This is a genomic window from Streptomyces murinus (assembly GCF_002154555.1).
Lineage (GTDB): Bacteria > Actinomycetota > Actinomycetes > Streptomycetales > Streptomycetaceae > Streptomyces > Streptomyces murinus.
The window spans coordinates 16,736-33,543 of record NZ_MUNF01000027.1; the positions used below are offsets into that span (position 1 = coordinate 16,736).

The following is a 16,808-nucleotide window of genomic DNA, read 5'->3' on the forward strand; positions in this document are numbered from 1 at the left end:
AACCTCTAGGCAACATTGACGCGCTGACCGGGCGGGGCTGCCTCAAGCCACGCGAGGAAACCGGTCAGCGCGTCTTCGCTCATGGCGAGTTCGAGGCGCGTGCCCCGGTGGACGCAGGCGAGGACCACCGCGTCGGACAGCAGCGCCAGTTCCTCCTCGCCCTCGGGCAGCCGGCGGCCGGCCACCTCGATCTGGGCGCGTTCCAGGACACGGCGGGGGCGGACCGCGTAGGAGAAGACCCGGTACCACTCGATGCGGTCACCGTTGTAGCGGGCGACGCCGTAGCTCCAGCCCTTGCCGCCGGTGTCCGGTTTCTCGGCCACGTCCCAGCGCAGGGAGCAGTCGAAGGTCCCGCCCGAGCGCTGGATCAGCCGGCGGCGCAGGCCGAACAGAAACAGCCCGACCACCACGAGCGCGACCACGATCCCGCACACAGTCAGAGCGAGGACCATCGGCACCGACCTCCTCGTCTCCTAGGTAGGGAACTGCTTCTACTACTGAGTAATGAAACGGAAAAAACACCTACATCTGCCTCAGCCGCGACCGGCACCGGATTGCTCCGGGCCGGCCGCGGCTGAGTGATGTCAACGTACCGCGCGGCTGGTTCAGCGTGCGGTCGCCGCACGAAGTCGGACGTCCGCGCGGCGCTCGGCGGCGGCGTCGCCCTCCGCCTTCGCGCGCTCGAGTTCCCGCTCCGTGCGCTGGACATCGATCTCGTCCGACAGCTCGGCGATCTCGGCCAGCAGGGACAGCTTGTTGTCCGCGAACGAGACGAAACCGCCGTGCACCGCGGCGACGACCGTTCCACCATCACTCGTACGGATGGTCACCGGGCCCGACTCCAGCACACCGAGCAGCGGCTGGTGACCGGGCATGACGCCGATGTCGCCGGAGGTGGTGCGCGCGACGACCAGGGTGGCCTCGCCGGACCAGACCTGGCGGTCCGCGGCGACCAGCTCGACGTGCAGCTCAGCAGCCAAGAGTGGCTCCTCGGGTCACCACCCGGCAGGGGTGCCGGGTGTTGGGGTCAATTCTAGTGGGCGTTGCTGAGGGGGCGGGACGCGCCCGCCCCCTCAGAAGAGCACGAGGCTCAGGAGACGCCCAGCTCCTTGGCGTTGGCCTTGAGGTCCTCGATGCCACCGCACATGAAGAACGCCTGCTCCGGGAAGTGGTCGTACTCACCGTCGCAGATCGCGTTGAACGCGGCGATCGACTCGTCCAGCGGCACGTCCGAACCGTCCACGCCAGTGAACTGCTTGGCGACGTGGGTGTTCTGGGACAGGAAGCGCTCCACGCGACGGGCACGGTGGACGACGAGCTTGTCCTCCTCGCCGAGCTCGTCGATACCGAGGATCGCGATGATGTCCTGAAGATCCTTGTACTTCTGAAGGATGTTCTTCACGCGCATGGCCGCGTTGTAGTGGTCCGCGGCGATGTACCGCGGGTCCAGGATCCGGGACGTCGAGTCCAGCGGGTCCACGGCCGGGTAGATGCCCTTCTCCGAGATCGGACGGGAAAGAACCGTCGTCGCGTCGAGGTGGGCGAAGGTGGTGGCCGGGGCCGGGTCGGTCAGGTCGTCCGCGGGGACGTAGATCGCCTGCATCGAGGTGATCGAGTGACCGCGGGTCGACGTGATGCGCTCCTGGAGGAGACCCATCTCGTCGGCCAGGTTCGGCTGGTAGCCCACCGCGGACGGCATACGGCCGAGCAGGGTGGAGACCTCGGAACCGGCCTGCGTGAAGCGGAAGATGTTGTCGATGAAGAACAGCACGTCCTGCTTCTGGACGTCACGGAAGTACTCGGCCATGGTGAGGCCGGCCAGCGCGACGCGCAGACGGGTGCCCGGGGGCTCGTCCATCTGACCGAAGACCAGGGCGGTCTTGTCGATGACGCCCGAGTCGGTCATCTCCTCGATGAGGTCATTGCCCTCACGGGTGCGCTCACCGACACCGGCGAACACGGAGACACCGTCGTGGTTGTTGGCGACACGGTAGATCATCTCCTGGATGAGCACCGTCTTGCCGACGCCGGCACCGCCGAACAGGCCGATCTTGCCGCCCTTGACGTACGGGGTGAGCAGGTCGATGACCTTGACGCCCGTCTCGAACATCTCGGTCTTGGACTCGAGCTCGTCGAAGTTCGGGGCCTTGCGGTGGATCGGCCAGCGCTCGCCCTCGTACTGCTCGTCGACGTTCAGCACCTCGCCAAGGGTGTTGAACACCTTGCCCTTGGTGAAGTCGCCGACGGGCACCGAGATCGGCGCGCCGGTGTCGGTGACCGGGGCCTGGCGGACCAGACCGTCGGTCGGCTGCATGGAGATGGTGCGGACCAGACCGTCACCCAGGTGCTGGGCGACCTCCAGGGTCAGCGTCTTCTTCTCGCCGGCGTTGGCCGGGTCGGCCACCTCGACGTGCAGCGCCTGGTAGATGTCCGGCATCGCGTCGACGGGGAACTCCACGTCGACGACCGGGCCGATGACCCGGGCGACGCGGCCCGTAGCCGTCGCGGTCTCAACAGTGGTGGTCATTATCGGTCACTCCCCGCGGTCGCGTCGGCCAGGGCGCTCGCGCCACCGACGATCTCGCTGATTTCCTGGGTGATTTCGGCCTGGCGGGCCGCGTTGGCAAGACGGGACAGCGTGTTGATCAGCTCGCCCGCGTTGTCGGTGGCCGACTTCATCGCGCGCCGCGTGGCGGCGTGCTTGGAAGCGGCCGACTGGAGCAGCGCGTTGTAGATACGGCTCTCCACGTAGCGCGGCAGCAGGGCGTCGAGGACGTCCTCCGCCGAGGGCTCGAAGTCGTAGAGCGGAAGGATCTCGCCCTCGGACTTCGTCTCCTCGGCGACCTCTTCGAGGCGCAGCGGAAGCAGCCGTGCGTCGAGCGCGGTCTGCGTCATCATCGAGACGAACTCGGTGTAGACGATGTGGAGTTCATCCACGCCGCCCTCGGCCGTGTCCTTCTCGATGGCCTCGATCAGGGGCGCCGCCACCTTCTTGGCGTCGGCGTACGACGGCTCGTCGGTGAAGCCCGTCCACGACTCCGCGACCTTGCGCTCGCGGAAGTTGTAGTGGGCGACACCGCGCCGGCCGACGATGTACGCGTCGACCTGCTTGCCCTCGCGCTCCAGGCGCGCGGTCAGCTGCTCCGCCGCCTTGATGGCGTTGGAGTTGAAGGCGCCGGCCAGACCGCGGTCGCTCGTGAGGAGCAGGATCGCGGCACGAGTCGGGTTCTCCGCCTCCGTGGTGAGCGGGTGCTTGGTGTTCGACCCCGTACCGACCGCCGTGACCGCGCGCGTCAGCTCGGTCGCGTACGGCGTGGAGGCCGCCACCTTGCGCTGCGCCTTGACGACGCGCGAGGCGGCGATCATCTCCATCGCCTTGGTGATCTTCTTGGTCGCGCTGACGGATCGGATGCGACGCTTGTAGACCCGGAGCTGGGCTCCCATGAGTCAGGTCCCTTCCTTACGTCACTTGGCGGCAGCGGCAGGAGTGTCCTCGCCGAGCAGCTTGCCGTCCGAGGTCTCGAACTGCTTCTTGAACTCGGCGATCGCGTCGGCCACGGCGGTCAGAGTGTCGTCGGACATCTTGCCGCCCTCCTTGATGGAGGTCATCAGGCCCTGGTGCTTGCGGTGCAGGAAGTCCAGCAGCTCGCGCTCGAAGCGACGAATGTCGGCGACCGGAACCTCGTCCATCTTGCCGGTAGTGCCGGCCCAGACGGAGACGACCTGGTCCTCGGTGGACATCGGCTGGTACTGGTCCTGCTTCAGCAGCTCGACCATGCGCTGACCGCGCTCCAGCTGCGACTTCGAGGCCGCGTCCAGGTCGGAACCGAAGGCGGCGAACGCCTCCAGCTCACGGAACTGGGCGAGGTCCACACGAAGACGGCCGGAGACCTGCTTCATCGCCTTGTGCTGGGCGGAGCCACCGACTCGGGAGACCGAGATACCGACGTTCAGCGCGGGACGCTGACCGGCGTTGAACAGGTCCGACTCCAGGAAGCACTGGCCGTCGGTGATGGAGATGACGTTGGTCGGGATGAACGCCGAGACGTCGTTGGCCTTCGTCTCGACGATCGGCAGACCGGTCATCGAACCGGCACCCATCTCGTCGGAGAGCTTGGCGCAGCGCTCCAGCAGACGCGAGTGCAGGTAGAAGACGTCACCCGGGTAGGCCTCACGGCCCGGCGGGCGGCGCAGCAGCAGGGACACGGCGCGGTAGGCGTCGGCCTGCTTCGAGAGGTCGTCGAAGATGATGAGGACGTGCTTGCCCTCGTACATCCACTGCTGACCGATGGCCGAACCGGTGTACGGCGCAAGGTACTTGAAGCCGGCCGGGTCGGACGCCGGGGCGGCGACAATGGTCGTGTACTCCAGCGCGCCGTTCTCCTCCAGCGAGCGGCGAACGCCCGCGATGGTGGAGCCCTTCTGGCCGATGGCGACGTAGATGCAGCGGACCTGCTTCTTCGGGTCGCCGGTGCGCCAGTTGTCGCGCTGGTTGATGATGGTGTCGACGGCCAGGGCGGTCTTGCCGGTCTGGCGGTCACCGATGATCAGCTGACGCTGACCACGGCCGATCGGGGTCATCGCGTCGACGGCCTTGTAGCCGGTCTCCATCGGCTCGTGCACCGACTTGCGCTGCATGACCGTGGGGGCCTGCAGCTCAAGGGCGCGGCGGCCGGACGTCTCGATCTCGCCGAGGCCGTCGATCGGGTTGCCGAGCGGGTCGACAACACGGCCGAGGTAACCCTCGCCGACCGCGACGGAGAGCACCTCGCCGGTACGCGTGACCGGCTGACCCTCCTCGACGCCACTGAACTCGCCGAGGACGACGGCACCGATCTCGCGCTCCTCGAGGTTGAGGGCGAGGCCGAGGGTGCCGTCCTCGAACTTCAGCAGTTCGTTGGCCATGGCCGAGGGAAGACCCTCGATCTTCGCGATGCCGTCGCCGGCGACGGTGACCGTACCGACCTCCTCGCGCGAGGCCGCGTCCGGCTTGTACGACTGGACGAAGTTCTCCAGCGCGTCCCGGATCTCCTCCGGCCGGATCGTGAGCTCCGCCATCTGGGTTCCCTGCTCTCCTTGTTGGGCCCGAAGTTTCACTTTGGGGGGATGGGGACTCCCCCCAACAGGAGGTGAATCCTCTGCACGGCCCAACCAGGGCCGTATGTACGTACTGCTATTACTCGGTATGTCGAGGTGCTGCGTCGCTGTCGCGTCGCCGCTAGCTCGCCATGCGGCGGGCGGCCTCGTCCAGTCGGTCCGCGAGCGAACCGTTGATGACCTCGTCACCGACCTGGACCCGCATACCGCCGACGACGTCGGGGTCCACATCCAGGTTGAGGTGGATCCGGCGGCCGTAGAGCTTGCCGAGGGCGGCGCCGAGGCGCTGCTTCTGGGTGTCGCTCAGCGGTACCGCCGAGGTGACGACGGCGACCAGACGGTCCCGGCGCTCCGCGGCCAGCTTGGACAGGGACTCCAGTCCCGCTTCCAGGCTACGACCACGCGGCGCGGCCACGAGGCGCACGACCAGACGCTCGGTGGCGGGCTTGGCCCGTCCGCCCAGCAGCCGGTTCAGCAGCTCGGTCTTGGCCGCGGCACCCGCGGTGCGGTCGGTCAGGGCGGCGCGCAGCTCGGTGCTGGAGGCGACGATCCGGCCGAAGCGGAACAGCTCGTCCTCGACCTCGTCGAGGTTGCCACGCTTCTCCGCGGCGGTGAGGTCGGCGATGTCCGCCAGCTGCTCCGTCGCGTCCACCAGGTCGCGGGGCTGCGACCAGCGGGCGCGGGCCATCCCGGCCACCAGGTCGGCGGCCGCGCCGCTGACCTGGGCACCGAGCAGGCGCTGGACCAGCTCGGCCTTGGCCTCTCCGGACTGCGCCGGGTCGGTGAGAACCCGGCGCAGGCCGGCCTCGCGGTCGAGCAGCGCGGTGACGGCCGCCAGCTCGTCGGCGAGCGCGGCCGCGTCCACGGACGTGGAGTCCGTCAGCGCGTCAAGACGCTCCCGTGCGGCTGCCAGGGCCTCGCGGCTCGCTCCGTTCATCGCGCGGCCTCGGCCTTCTCCTCGAGCTCGTCGAGGAAGCGGTCGATCACACGGCTCTGCCGGGCGTGGTCCTCGAGGGACTCGCCGACGAGCTTGCCGGCCAGGTCGGTGGCGAGCTTGCCGACGTCCTGACGCAGCGTGGACGCGGCGGCCTTGCGGTCGGCCTCGATCTGGGTGTGACCGGCGGCGACGATCTCCTCGCGCTGCCGCTGGCCCTCGGCCCGCATCTCGGCGATGAGCGTGGCACCCTGCTCCTGCGCCTCCTGGCGCAGTCGCGCGGCCTCGTGCCGTGCCTCGGCCAGCTGGGCCTTGTACTGCTCAAGGACGCTCTGGGCCTCGGTCTGCGCGGCCTCGGCCTTTTCGATACCGCCCTCGATGGCCTCGCGACGCTCTTCCAGAACCTTGTTGATGTTCGGGAGGAGCTTCTTGGCGAGGAAGCCGAAGACGATGACGAAGGCGATCAGGCCGATGACGAGCTCCGGCCACGGCGGAATGAGAGGGTTCTCCTTCTCCGCCGCAAACTGAACCCATGAGTGGGTCATCTCAGTGCCTTTCGTCGAATGGGCTGTCGCTGTCGTTCGACTCAGGAGTAGACGAACGGCATGACGAGGCCGATGAGGGCCAGCGCCTCACAGAACGCGAAGCCGAGGATCTGGTTGGAGCGGATCAGGCCCGCCGCCTCGGGCTGACGCGCAAGAGCCTGCGTGCCGTTACCGAAGATGATGCCGACGCCGACGCCGGGGCCGATGGCCGAAAGGCCGTAACCGACGGAGCTGAGCGAACCAGTGACAGCGGCAAGGGTCTGGGACATGCCAGTTCTTCCTTTTCTTTACGGACCGGTGGGGGGTTGGCCACCGGACGACCAGGGGTTTCGGGGCGGGGTGGCTCAGTGGTGCTCGGCGAGCGCGCCCTGGATGTAGGAGCAGGTCAGCAGGACGAAGACGTACGCCTGGACGGCCTGGATGAACAGCTCGAAGGCGGTCATGACGATCGTCATCACGAACGAGACGCCGGCGTAGGCGATACCGATGCCGTTCAGCATGTACCAGCTGGCGATCGTGAAGAGCACGATCAGCGTGTGGCCGGCGAACATGTTCGCGAAGAGTCGGACGGCGTGGGTGAAGGGGCGCACCAGCAGGTTCGAGAAGAGCTCGATGACCATGGCCAGCGGCAGCACCGCGCCGAGGGACTTGTCGTAGCCCGTGAAGTTCTTGAAGGCGCCGACGAAACCGTGCCGCTTGAAGGTGAGCGAGACCCACAGGACGTAGACGATCGCGGCCAGGGCGGCCGGGTAGGCGATGATCGCCGTCACCGGGAACTGGGCGACCGGGATGACCGACCAGAGGTTCATCATCCAGACGAAGAAGAAGAGAGAGACGATCAGAGGTACGTACTTCTCTCCTTCCTTCTTGCCGATGGTCTCGTAGACGACACCGCGGCGCACGAAGTCGTAGCCGGCCTCGCCGACCATCTGGAGCTTGCCCGGGATGACCTTGGCCTTGCCGAAGGCGGCCCAGAAGAAGCCCACGACGATGATGGAGCCGAGCAGGGCGAGGAGCATCGGCTTGTTGAAGTAGAGGCCGTTCGTGTCCCCCCAGATCGGCTCGAAGAGGAACGAATGCAGGCCCGGAGCGACGGTCCCGAAGCCGCACCCGCTGAACAGGTGGCAGCTCGAGTCGAAAGCGAGCGTCTGCGTCGGATCAGCACTCACCGCGGGCTCCTTCATCGTGGCGCATAGGTACGGCAACCTCGTTGTGTCGGCGCGGCGTGCGGCCGCGGGTCGGCACGGGACTGGTGTGACGGATGTGGGGGCGGCTGGGGGGCATCTCGCCTCGCGATCGAACAGGCGTCAGCTCAGATGCCCGCGCCCGCGATGCCGCAGTTGGCACCGGACGATAGCAGCATGCGTGCTGCGCCTTTATCCCGGCCCTACCTCTCACGACGAACGCCCTGTCTTTTCGGGCTTGTCACCCGAAGACGAGGCGTCCGGTTCGACGTAGAGGGTCTTGGCCTTCATGTGCGCACGCGTCTGCGCGGCGATCCACACGAGGGTGGCGACCACAAGCGTGATGGCGAAGGCACGCGGGTTGAAGAGCGTGGTGTTCTTGAACAGTGCGACGAAGATGACCATCAGCAGCAGCTGAGCCGCGTAGAGCATCAGGCCCATCATCTGGAACAGCTGCGGAAATGACTTGGCGGTGCGCTGGAGCACGTAGAGACCGAGCCCCATGAAGAGGATCACGACCACCGTCGCGACGACGGCCCCGATCGCTCCCTTGCCGCCCGCGACCACACCACTGACGACGGCGGCAAGCGCGCCGACGACAGCCGTGGGTACGGCGGCCTGGGCCAGGATCCGGGCGTCAGAAGACGGCATGGCGGCAACTCCGCTTTCACAGGGGGGCAGGTGTCGTCATGGACGAGCGTAGTCCCGGGCTGAGTGAACGAGACCTCACACCAAAGGGCCGTCGCACTACGGTCCGTCGGTTCTATCCCGGGTTCTCGTGAACAGTATCACAAACTATTTGATGAGGTCTTTACCTGGTAGGTGTGCTTGCTGTCACACATGAGAGTGACTCTGCACGTCTGATCAGAAACCGAGCCGCTTTGTCTGGTATTAGGGATCTTTGCTCCCCCACGACTTGGCAATGCTCTAGTCAGATTCTTACCTTGCCCGTCTCAGGAACGGTCAGGAAAACGCCCACGAGTGCCGATTGCGGTCGCCCCGTTGACGCCGGACACACCGGCCGTGACGGGCGCGCGCTCATCGGTCTCCGGCTCGTCGGGAGCGTCCTGCGCGGCCGCCTCCATGGCGAGTTCCGCCTCCGCCGCGGCCGCCCGCCGGCGCCGGTAGCGCGGCGGCACGAAGCGCTGGGCCCACACCGGCACCCGCGGTGTGAAGCGCGGCAGGAGCAGCAGGACGAGGCCCACGGCACTGAGGAAGACGACGCCGAGCACGATCCACATCGACGCCGAGTTGACCGAGTAGGCCAGCGCGCCGAAGGCGATCAGCGCCGACCAGAAGTACATGATCAGCACCGCGCGGCTGTGCGAGTGGCCGATCTCCAGCAGCCGGTGGTGCAGATGCCCGCGGTCCGCGGCGAACGGCGACTGCCCGCGCCAGGTGCGCCGCACGATGGCCAGCACCAGGTCGGCGGCCGGGATCGCGATGATCGTCAGCGGCATCAGCAGCGGGATGTACACCGGCACCATCTGGTGCACGGTGGCGCGCTCGGAACCGGAGAACAGGTTCATCACGTCCGGGTCCACCTGACCCGTGATCGAGATGGCGCCCGCGGCCAGCACCAGGCCGATCAGCATGGAGCCGGAGTCGCCCATGAAGATGCGCGCCGGGTGCATGTTGTGCGGCAGGAAGCCCAGGCACATGCCCATCAGGATCGACGCGAACAGGGTGGCGGGGGCGGCGGCCTCGATGCCGTACGACACCCAGACGCGATACGCGTACAGGAAGAACGCCACCGTCGCGATGCACACCATGCCGGCCGCGAGACCGTCGAGGCCGTCCACGAAGTTCACGGCGTTGATGGTGATGACGACGAGCGCCACGGTCAGCAGCGTGCCCTGCCACTGGGTCAGCGCCACATTGCCGACGCCGGGGATGGGCAGCCACAGGATCGTCAGACCCTGCATCACCATGACGCCGGCGGCGATCATCTGGCCGCCGAGCTTGATCAGGGCGTCGATCTCGAACTTGTCGTCCAGGACGCCGATCAGCCAGATCAGGGCGGCGCCGGAGAGCAGGGCCCGCGGCTCGTTGGACTTCTCGAACACCCAGTTCAGGCTGGACAGGTGGTCGGCGACCAGCAGGCCCGCGCACAGTCCGAAGAACATCGCGATCCCGCCGAGGCGCGGAGTGGGCTCCCGGTGCACGTCCCGGGCCCGGATCTCCGGCATCGCCCCCGCCACGATCGCGAACTTCCGCACCGGCCCTGTCAGCAGGTACGTCACCGCGGCCGTGATGCAGAGCGTCAGCAGGTATTCACGCACGGGCTTCCCCACAGGTCTCGCTGGCCATCACAGCCCCACAGCCTAGCGGCGGGCGTATACGTCTGAGGACTTACGGGTAGCCAGGATGGTTGCAGACCATGCTGTGAGGCGCCCCGCGCCCGGTTCCGGTCAGCTCGGATACGGCGGGAACGCGCCGGTCAGCTCCCGCACCTCGGCCCGCGCCCCGGCCGGTTCCGGGTGCCCGCGCACCACCGCGGCGAGCAGTTTCGCGATCCGCTCCATCTCCGGCTCGCCCATGCCCTGGGTGGTCACCGCGGCCGTACCCAGGCGCAGGCCCCGGCCGTCGCCGTGCGGCAGCGCGCAGCAGTCCAGGACGATCCCGGCGGCGGCGAGCCGGCCGCGGGCGGTGCGGCCGTCCACGCCGAGCGGCGCCGCGTCGGCGGTGATCAGATGGGTGTCCGTGCCGCCGGTGGTGACGGTGAGCCCCTCCTCGGCGAGGTGGCCGGCCAGGGTGCGGGCGTTGGCGACCACCTGGTGCGCGTACGTGGCGAACTCCGGGGTCGCGGCCTCGCCGAACGCGACGGCCTTGGCGGCGATGGTGTGCATCTGCGCCCCGCCCTGGGTGAACGGGAACACCGCACGGTCCACCCGCTCGGCCAGCTCGGCGCCGCACAGGATCATGCCGCCACGGGGGCCGCGCAGCACCTTGTGCGTGGTCGCGCAGACGATGTCGGCGTACGGCACCGGGTTCGGGGCGGCGCCGCCCGCGACGAGGCCGATGGGGTGGGCGGCGTCCGCGATCAGATAGGCGCCGACCTCGTCGGCGACCTCGCGGAAGAAGGCGTAGTCGAGGTGCCGGGGGTAGGCGATGGAGCCGCACACGATCGCCTTGGGGCGGTGGTTGCGGGCCAGATGGCGCACCTGGTCGTGGTCGATCAGGCCGGTCTCCGCGTCGACGCCGTAGCCGACGAAGTCGAACCAGCGGCCGGAGAAGTTGGCCGGGGAGCCATGGGTGAGGTGGCCGCCGTACGGCAGGCCGAGGGCGAGGACGGTGTCGCCGGGGCGCAGCAGGGCGGCGTACGCGGCGAGGACGGCGGAGGAGCCGGAGTGGGCCTGTACGTTCGCGTGCCGGGCCCCGAACAGCGCGCAGGCCCGCCGCACCGCCAGCCGCTCGGCCATGTCCACGATCTCGCAGCCGCCGTGGTGGCGGGCGCCGGGGTAGCCCTCGGCGTACTTGTTGGCCAGCGGGGAGCCGAGGGCGGCGAGCACGGCGCGGGAGGTGAAGTTCTCCGCCGCGATCAGCTGGAGCGACGTCGACTGCCGGCGCAGCTCCGCCAGCAGGATCTCGGCCACCTCGGGATCCTGCTGCCGCAGGACATCGGCCTCGTGCAGGGTGCTGACCGACATGACGGACTCCGGGCGGTCGACGGTGACGTATCCCCAATGTAGGCCGGGGTTCGTCAGGGGGCGCGGTGTCGACCGGCGCGGACGGCCCGGTGGGCGCGCACCGCGCCCGGCACTACATCCGTGCCGGGACTCCGGTGAGCGCCGTGACGACCGGGTCCAGCGCGTCCCGTATCTCGTCGCCGATGGAGCGGAAGAACGGCAGGGGCGCGCCGTAGGGGTCGTAGACCTCGTCCGCCTCGGCCGTGGGGGCCAGCAGCCAGCCGCGCAGGGCGGCGGCGGCGCGGACCAGGGCGCGGGCGCGCATGACGAGGCCCTCGTCCAGCGGCGGCAGCGTCGCGGGGTCGATCGCGCGGACCAGGCGCGTGAACTCCTTGAGGGTGAACGTGCGCAGGCCCGCCGAATGGCCCATGGAGATGACCTGGGCGCGGTGGTCGCGGGTCGCGGTCAGGACCAGGTCGGCCCGGATGACGTGCTCGTCGAGCAGTTCCCGGCCCATGAAGCCGGAGGCGTCCGCGCCGAACTCGGCCAGCACGGTCTCCGCGTTGGCCTCCATGGGCGCGCCCTCATGGCCCCAGGTGCCCGCGCTCTCCACGATCAGGCCGCCGCCGAGCACACCGAGGCGCTCGGCGACGAAATGCCGGGTCAGCCGCTCGGTGATGGGCGAGCGGCACACATTGCCGGTACTGACGTGGAGGATGCGGAAGGTGTCGCGCGGAAACCCGAACGTCGTCGTCTCCTCCGCGAGGCGCTCCCCGATGCCTATGCCACGCCCCGCTTCAGGGGCCGTCAATTCGCCACCTCAAGGTCGGGTACGACCTTGCGCAGCTCGTCCGCCGAGATGGCGCCCTCGCGCAGCAGCACCGGCACGTCGCGGGAGACGTCCACGATGGACGAGGGCACGATGCCCGGGGTCGGGCCGCCGTCGAGGTAGACGGAGACGGAGTCGCCGAGCATGTCCTGCGCGGCGTCACAGGTCTCCGGCGACGGGTGTCCGGTGAGGTTGGCGGAGGACACGGCCATCGGGCCGACCTCGGTGAGCAGCTCGATGGCGACCGGGTGCAGCGGCATGCGCACGGCGACGGTGCCCCGGGTGTCGCCGAGGTCCCACTGGAGGGACGGCTGGTGCTTGGCGACCAGCGTCAGGGCGCCCGGCCAGAACGCGTCGACCAGTTCCCAGGCCATCTCGGAGAAGTTCGTGACCAGGCCGTGCAGGGTGTTCGGGGAGCCGATGAGCACGGGGGTGGGCATATTGCGGCCCCGGCCCTTGGCGGCGAGCAGATCGGCGACGGCCTCGGAGGAGAACGCGTCGGCGCCGATGCCATAGACCGTGTCGGTCGGCAGCACCACCAGCTCGCCCCGGCGGACGGCGGACGCGGCTTCGCGCAGACCCGTCGCGCGGTCGGTCGCGTCGTTGGTGTCGTATCGCCGTGCCATTTAACGGGCCTCCTCGTACACAAACTGCGGGGTTGAAGTCTCGGTGCTGCTCACGGCAGCGCCTTGCGGGCGGTGGCGAACCGCGGCCGGTTGTTGAGGTCGGGGTGATCGGCCGCGTCGGCCCAGCCCCGCTCCTCGGTGAAGATCCACGGCACCTGTCCGCCCTGGGTGTCGGCGTGCTCGATGACGACGACCCCGCCGGGCCGCAGCAGCCGGTGCGCGGTGCGCTCGATGCCGCGGATCAGGTCGAGCCCGTCCTCCCCCGAGAACAACGCGAGTTCGGGGTCGTAGTCGCGGGCTTCGGGGGCGACGTACTCCCATTCGGTGAGCGGGATGTACGGCGGGTTGGAGATGACCAGGTCGACCTGGCCGTCCAGATCGGGGAACGCGGACAGGGCGTCGCCCTGGCGCAGGTCGACCCTGGACCCCTCGACGTTCTTGCGGGTCCAGCGCAGCGCGTCCTCCGACAGCTCCACGGCGTGCACCCGGGAGCGCGGCACCTCCTGGGCGAGGGCGAGCGCGATGGCCCCGGAGCCGGTGCACAGATCGACGATGCACGGCTCGACCACGTCCATGGCGCGCACCGCGTCTATGGCCCAGCCGACCACCGACTCGGTCTCCGGCCGGGGCACGAACACGCCTGGCCCGACCTGGAGTTCCAGGTAGCGGAAGTAGGCCCGCCCGGTGATGTGCTGGAGCGGCTCGCGCTGCTCACGCCGGGCGATGACCTCCCAGTACCGGGCGTCGAAGTCCGCGTCCTTCACGGAGTGCAGTTCGCCGCGCTTGACGCCGTGCACGAACGCGGCGAGCTCCTCCGCGTCGGTGCGCGGCGAGGGCACGCCGGCGTCGGCCAGCCGCTGGGTGGCCTGGGCCACCTCCGCGAGCAGCAGGTTCACGCAAGTCCTCCGGAAGTCAGCACTCGTATTTGCCGTAAGGCGGCGTCGCCCTACGCGGCCGCGAGCTTCGCCGCGGAGTCGGCGTCGACGCAGGCCTGGATGACCGCGTCGAGTTCACCGTCCAGGACCTGGTCCAGGTTGTACGCCTTGAAGCCGACACGGTGGTCGGAGATGCGGTTCTCCGGGAAGTTGTACGTACGGATCTTCTCGGAGCGGTCGACGGTGCGGACCTGGCTGCGGCGGGCGTCCGCGGCCTCCCGCTCCGCCTCCTCCTGGGCCGCGGCGAGCAGCCTGGAGCGCAGGATACGCAGGGCCTGCTCCTTGTTCTGGAGCTGGCTCTTCTCGTTCTGGCAGGAGGCGACGACACCGGTGGGCAGGTGGGTGATGCGCACCGCGGAGTCCGTGGTGTTGACGGACTGGCCGCCGGGACCGGAGGAGCGGTAGACGTCGATGCGGAGGTCGTTCGGGTTGATCTCCACGTCCACCTCCTCGGCCTCGGGGGTGACGAGGACACCGGCGGCGGAGGTGTGGATACGGCCCTGGGACTCGGTGGCCGGCACCCGCTGCACGCGGTGCACGCCGCCCTCGTACTTCAGCCGCGCCCACACGCCCTGGCCAGGCTCGGTCTGCCCGCGGGTCTTCACCGCGACCTGGACGTCCTTGTAGCCGCCCAGCTCGGACTCGGTGGCGTCGATGATCTCGGTCTTCCAGCCGACGCGCTCCGCGTAGCGCAGGTACATGCGCAGCAGGTCGCCGGCGAACAGCGCCGACTCGTCGCCGCCCGCGCCCGCCTTGATCTCCAGAATGACGTCCTTCTCGTCACTCGGGTCACGCGGGACGAGCAGCAGGCGCAGCTTCTCGGTCAGCTCCTCGCGCTGCTGCTCCAGCTCCTTGACCTCGGCGGCGAAGTCCGGGTCGTCGGCGGCCAGCTCGCGCGCGGTCTCGATGTCGTCGCCGGCCTGCTTCCAGGAGCCGTACGTGCCGACGATCGGGGTCAGCTCGGCATAGCGCTTGTTCAGCTTGCGCGCGTTCGCCTGGTCGGCGTGGACCGACGGGTCGGCGAGCTTCGTCTCGAGGTCGGCGTGCTCGGCGACGAGGTCCTCGACTGCCTCGAACATCTTTCGGCTCCTGTACTGCGGTGAAGGGAAGGGGCGGGCGACCAAAAACGCCGGTCCCGGACGCACGCCCTCGCGGACGTACGGCCGTGGACCGGCGAATGGGGGCTCGCTACTTCTTGGAGCCGGCGGCAGCCTTGCCGAAGCGGGCCTCGAAGCGGGCCACACGGCCACCGGTGTCGAGGATCTTCTGCTTGCCCGTGTAGAACGGGTGGCACTCGGAGCAGACCTCGGCACGGATGGTGCCGGAGTCGATGGTGCTCCGGGTGGTGAACGACGCGCCACAGGTGCAGCTGACCTGCGTCTCGACGTACTCGGGGTGGATGTCGCGCTTCAAGGTTTCTCCTAGGTTTCGGGAGGGCTCCGGGTCGCCGCCGCGGGCTGCGGGGACGTGAACCGGGGCCGACGTACCAGTCTGCCAGGACTGGGGCCATCCCCCCAAACCGGGGGTGCGGTTGTTCTATTCCCGGGGGCGGTCCGGCGGCTTCCCCGGGCGGTCCGGCAGCCGTGCGTCAGCCGCTCACCACACCGCCGGCCTCGCCCGTGGCGGTGCCCTTGGCCGACGCGGGTATCGGGCGGTCGTTCTTCAGCGCGTCCCACACCAGCCGGGCCTTCGACTTCTCCAGCAGGACGCGGTTGGGGTTGGCCGGGTCGTACTGGACGGGCATGGTGACCATCGTCATGTGCCGGGCGTCGATGCCCTTGAGGCCGTCGGCGAAGTCGATGAGGGAGTTGACCGAGCCGAGGTCGGAGTCGGTGGTGACGGCCTTGGTGGCGGTGTCGGCGAGGTCGTACAGCTTCTTGGGGTCGCTGAAGACGCCGACGTTCTTGACCTGGCCGAGCAGCGCCTTGACGAAGGCCTGCTGGAGCTGGATGCGGCCGAGGTCGGAGCCGTCGCCGACGCCGTGCCGGGTGCGGACGAGGCCGAGGGCCTGCTGTCCGTCGAGGGTGTGCGTGCCGGCCCTGAGGTCCAGGTGGCTCTGCGGGTCGGCGATGGCCCTGGTCGTGGTGACCGGGACGCCGCCGAGGTCGTCGATGAGCTTCTGGAAGCCCGCGAAGTCGACCTCGAGGTAGTGGTCCATGCGGATGCCGGTGAGGGCCTCGACGGACTTCACGGCGCAGGCCGCGCCGCCGGTGGAGTACGCCTCGTTGAACATCACGGCGCTCGCGGACGGGTGCGTGGTGCCCTTGGTGTCGGTGCACGCGGGGCGGTCCACCAGGGTGTCCCGGGGTATGGAGACCACGCTGGCCTTCTTGTGGCCCTCGTAGACGTGCACGATCATCGCGGTGTCGGAGCGGGCGCTGCCGTCGTCCGTGCCGCCGCCGAGCTTCTTGTTGGTGCCGGCGCGGGTGTCGGAGCCGAGGACCAGGATGTTCTCGGAGCCGTTGTCGATCTTCGTGGGCCGGTCCTTGCCGAGGACCTGGTTGATGTCGACGCTGTGCAGGTTGCCGTTGAGCTTGAAGTACAGGTATCCGGCTCCGGCGCCGCCGAGCACCAGCACGCCCGCGGCCGTCCAGGCCGTCGCGAGCAGGGCCTTGCGGCCGGTGCTGCGGGGCTTGCGGCGCCGTCCCCGGCCTCCGCGGCCGGGCTCCTGGGCGCCGGTCTGAGGTATCGGTTCCGGCATGCTCTCGGCGGACACGGCACTCCTAGGTCTCGTCGATCGGTTACCCCCTGCGGTCAGGGTCAGGCGCGGTCATCACCGCTCCATCGTCCCTCCGCGCGGTAGGACGGAGAAACTCGGGACAGCGTTGCACGACGCAGAGTGCCCACCGCGTGGGGCGATGGGCACTGTGTGTAGTGGGCCGGATCGGGAGTACGGCGCTCACCTGCGGCTTTGGCACCGGTTGTCCTATGTTTCCGACCGGGTGCGGAACGTGACCCTTGTGGCAAAGGTCTCGCTTCGCCTACGACGGAGGCCGCCCCCGCGGGGACGGCCTCAGTCAGCTGGTTCC

Annotated in this window: 18 protein-coding genes; all 18 read right to left on the reverse strand. The window is 69.0% G+C overall.

Features of this window, described 5'->3' with window-relative positions; all coding sequences use genetic code 11:
- Positions 1-5: 5 nt before the first annotated feature.
- The 18 genes from CCN72_RS02215 to CCN72_RS02300 all read right to left on the reverse strand — a co-directional run bounded on the left by CCN72_RS02215 (position 6) and on the right by CCN72_RS02300 (position 16,495).
- A complete protein-coding gene (locus tag CCN72_RS02215) occupies positions 6-452 on the reverse strand; it encodes a DUF2550 domain-containing protein (protein WP_037656491.1) in 447 nt (148 codons plus the stop codon).
- A 153-nt stretch (positions 453-605) separates the two neighbouring features.
- Positions 606-980, reverse strand: a complete 375-nt coding sequence (locus CCN72_RS02220) for a F0F1 ATP synthase subunit epsilon (protein ID WP_037656493.1) — start codon at positions 978-980, stop codon at positions 606-608.
- Between the two features lie 110 nt (positions 981-1,090).
- A complete protein-coding gene (gene atpD, locus CCN72_RS02225) occupies positions 1,091-2,527 on the reverse strand; it encodes a F0F1 ATP synthase subunit beta (protein ID WP_085566581.1) in 1,437 nt (478 codons plus the stop codon).
- Complete coding sequence (locus CCN72_RS02230) at positions 2,527-3,444, reverse strand: F0F1 ATP synthase subunit gamma (protein ID WP_085566580.1); 918 nt, start codon at positions 3,442-3,444, stop codon at positions 2,527-2,529. Before CCN72_RS02230 ends, atpD begins: the two co-directional genes overlap by 1 nt.
- Positions 3,445-3,465: 21 nt before the next feature.
- Positions 3,466-5,058, reverse strand: coding sequence for a F0F1 ATP synthase subunit alpha (atpA, locus tag CCN72_RS02235; protein ID WP_086806100.1), 1,593 nt, complete (start codon positions 5,056-5,058; stop codon positions 3,466-3,468).
- A gap of 160 nt (positions 5,059-5,218) precedes the next feature.
- On the reverse strand, positions 5,219-6,034 hold the full coding sequence (locus CCN72_RS02240; RefSeq protein ID WP_086806101.1) for a F0F1 ATP synthase subunit delta: 816 nt from the start codon (positions 6,032-6,034) through the stop codon (positions 5,219-5,221).
- Positions 6,031-6,576, reverse strand: a complete 546-nt coding sequence (locus CCN72_RS02245) for a F0F1 ATP synthase subunit B (RefSeq protein WP_037656500.1) — start codon at positions 6,574-6,576, stop codon at positions 6,031-6,033. The genes CCN72_RS02240 and CCN72_RS02245 overlap by 4 nt, the downstream gene beginning before the upstream one ends.
- 41 nt (positions 6,577-6,617) lie before the next feature.
- Positions 6,618-6,845, reverse strand: a complete 228-nt coding sequence (gene atpE / locus CCN72_RS02250; protein WP_037656501.1) for an ATP synthase F0 subunit C — start codon at positions 6,843-6,845, stop codon at positions 6,618-6,620.
- 75 nt (positions 6,846-6,920) lie between these two features.
- Entirely contained in the window at positions 6,921-7,760 is an 840-nt protein-coding gene (gene atpB, locus CCN72_RS02255; RefSeq protein ID WP_037656502.1) for a F0F1 ATP synthase subunit A, read from the reverse strand.
- A 210-nt stretch (positions 7,761-7,970) separates the two neighbouring features.
- Positions 7,971-8,411: a Cg1360 family ATP-synthase-associated protein gene (locus CCN72_RS02260; protein WP_086806102.1), complete on the reverse strand. Its 441-nt coding sequence runs from the start codon at positions 8,409-8,411 to the stop codon at positions 7,971-7,973.
- Between the two features lie 302 nt (positions 8,412-8,713).
- A complete protein-coding gene (locus CCN72_RS02265; protein ID WP_086806103.1) occupies positions 8,714-10,042 on the reverse strand; it encodes an MraY family glycosyltransferase in 1,329 nt (442 codons plus the stop codon).
- 129 nt (positions 10,043-10,171) lie between these two features.
- On the reverse strand, positions 10,172-11,410 hold the full coding sequence (locus CCN72_RS02270; RefSeq protein WP_086806104.1) for a serine hydroxymethyltransferase: 1,239 nt from the start codon (positions 11,408-11,410) through the stop codon (positions 10,172-10,174).
- A gap of 112 nt (positions 11,411-11,522) precedes the next feature.
- Positions 11,523-12,200 carry an arsenate reductase/protein-tyrosine-phosphatase family protein gene (locus tag CCN72_RS02275; protein ID WP_085566573.1) on the reverse strand — a complete coding sequence of 226 codons (678 nt, stop codon included), beginning with the start codon at positions 12,198-12,200 and terminating at the stop codon, positions 11,523-11,525.
- The gene (locus CCN72_RS02280) at positions 12,197-12,844 is read right to left on the reverse strand and encodes an L-threonylcarbamoyladenylate synthase (RefSeq protein WP_037656508.1); all 648 of its coding nucleotides are present in this window, start codon (positions 12,842-12,844) and stop codon (positions 12,197-12,199) included. The genes CCN72_RS02275 and CCN72_RS02280 overlap by 4 nt, the downstream gene beginning before the upstream one ends.
- A 50-nt stretch (positions 12,845-12,894) precedes the next feature.
- Complete coding sequence (gene prmC / locus CCN72_RS02285; protein WP_037656510.1) at positions 12,895-13,740, reverse strand: peptide chain release factor N(5)-glutamine methyltransferase; 846 nt, start codon at positions 13,738-13,740, stop codon at positions 12,895-12,897.
- A 50-nt stretch (positions 13,741-13,790) separates the two neighbouring features.
- Positions 13,791-14,858 carry a peptide chain release factor 1 gene (gene prfA, locus CCN72_RS02290; RefSeq protein WP_085566571.1) on the reverse strand — a complete coding sequence of 356 codons (1,068 nt, stop codon included), beginning with the start codon at positions 14,856-14,858 and terminating at the stop codon, positions 13,791-13,793.
- Positions 14,859-14,967: 109 nt separating this feature from the next.
- On the reverse strand, positions 14,968-15,192 hold the full coding sequence (gene rpmE / locus CCN72_RS02295) for a 50S ribosomal protein L31 (RefSeq protein ID WP_018571447.1): 225 nt from the start codon (positions 15,190-15,192) through the stop codon (positions 14,968-14,970).
- A gap of 175 nt (positions 15,193-15,367) precedes the next feature.
- Positions 15,368-16,495 carry an LCP family protein gene (locus CCN72_RS02300; protein ID WP_086806105.1) on the reverse strand — a complete coding sequence of 376 codons (1,128 nt, stop codon included), beginning with the start codon at positions 16,493-16,495 and terminating at the stop codon, positions 15,368-15,370.
- Between the last annotated feature and the right edge of the window lie 313 nt (positions 16,496-16,808).

What these genes read in the sequence shown, in the direction of transcription:
- CCN72_RS02215 (WP_037656491.1), bottom strand. Translation starts at nt 452, where the DNA reads ATGGTCCTCGCTCTGACTGTGTGCGGGATCGTGGTCGCGCTCGTGGTG.
- atpD (WP_085566581.1), bottom strand. Translation starts at nt 2,527, where the DNA reads ATGACCACCACTGTTGAGACCGCGACGGCTACGGGCCGCGTCGCCCGG.
- CCN72_RS02230 (WP_085566580.1), bottom strand. Translation starts at nt 3,444, where the DNA reads ATGGGAGCCCAGCTCCGGGTCTACAAGCGTCGCATCCGATCCGTCAGC.
- atpA (WP_086806100.1), bottom strand. Translation starts at nt 5,058, where the DNA reads ATGGCGGAGCTCACGATCCGGCCGGAGGAGATCCGGGACGCGCTGGAG.
- CCN72_RS02240 (WP_086806101.1), bottom strand. Translation starts at nt 6,034, where the DNA reads ATGAACGGAGCGAGCCGCGAGGCCCTGGCAGCCGCACGGGAGCGTCTT.
- CCN72_RS02245 (WP_037656500.1), bottom strand. Translation starts at nt 6,576, where the DNA reads ATGACCCACTCATGGGTTCAGTTTGCGGCGGAGAAGGAGAACCCTCTC.
- atpE (WP_037656501.1), bottom strand. Translation starts at nt 6,845, where the DNA reads ATGTCCCAGACCCTTGCCGCTGTCACTGGTTCGCTCAGCTCCGTCGGT.
- atpB (WP_037656502.1), bottom strand. Translation starts at nt 7,760, where the DNA reads ATGAAGGAGCCCGCGGTGAGTGCTGATCCGACGCAGACGCTCGCTTTC.
- CCN72_RS02260 (WP_086806102.1), bottom strand. Translation starts at nt 8,411, where the DNA reads ATGCCGTCTTCTGACGCCCGGATCCTGGCCCAGGCCGCCGTACCCACG.
- CCN72_RS02270 (WP_086806104.1), bottom strand. Translation starts at nt 11,410, where the DNA reads ATGTCGGTCAGCACCCTGCACGAGGCCGATGTCCTGCGGCAGCAGGAT.
- CCN72_RS02280 (WP_037656508.1), bottom strand. Translation starts at nt 12,844, where the DNA reads ATGGCACGGCGATACGACACCAACGACGCGACCGACCGCGCGACGGGT.
- prfA (WP_085566571.1), bottom strand. Translation starts at nt 14,858, where the DNA reads ATGTTCGAGGCAGTCGAGGACCTCGTCGCCGAGCACGCCGACCTCGAG.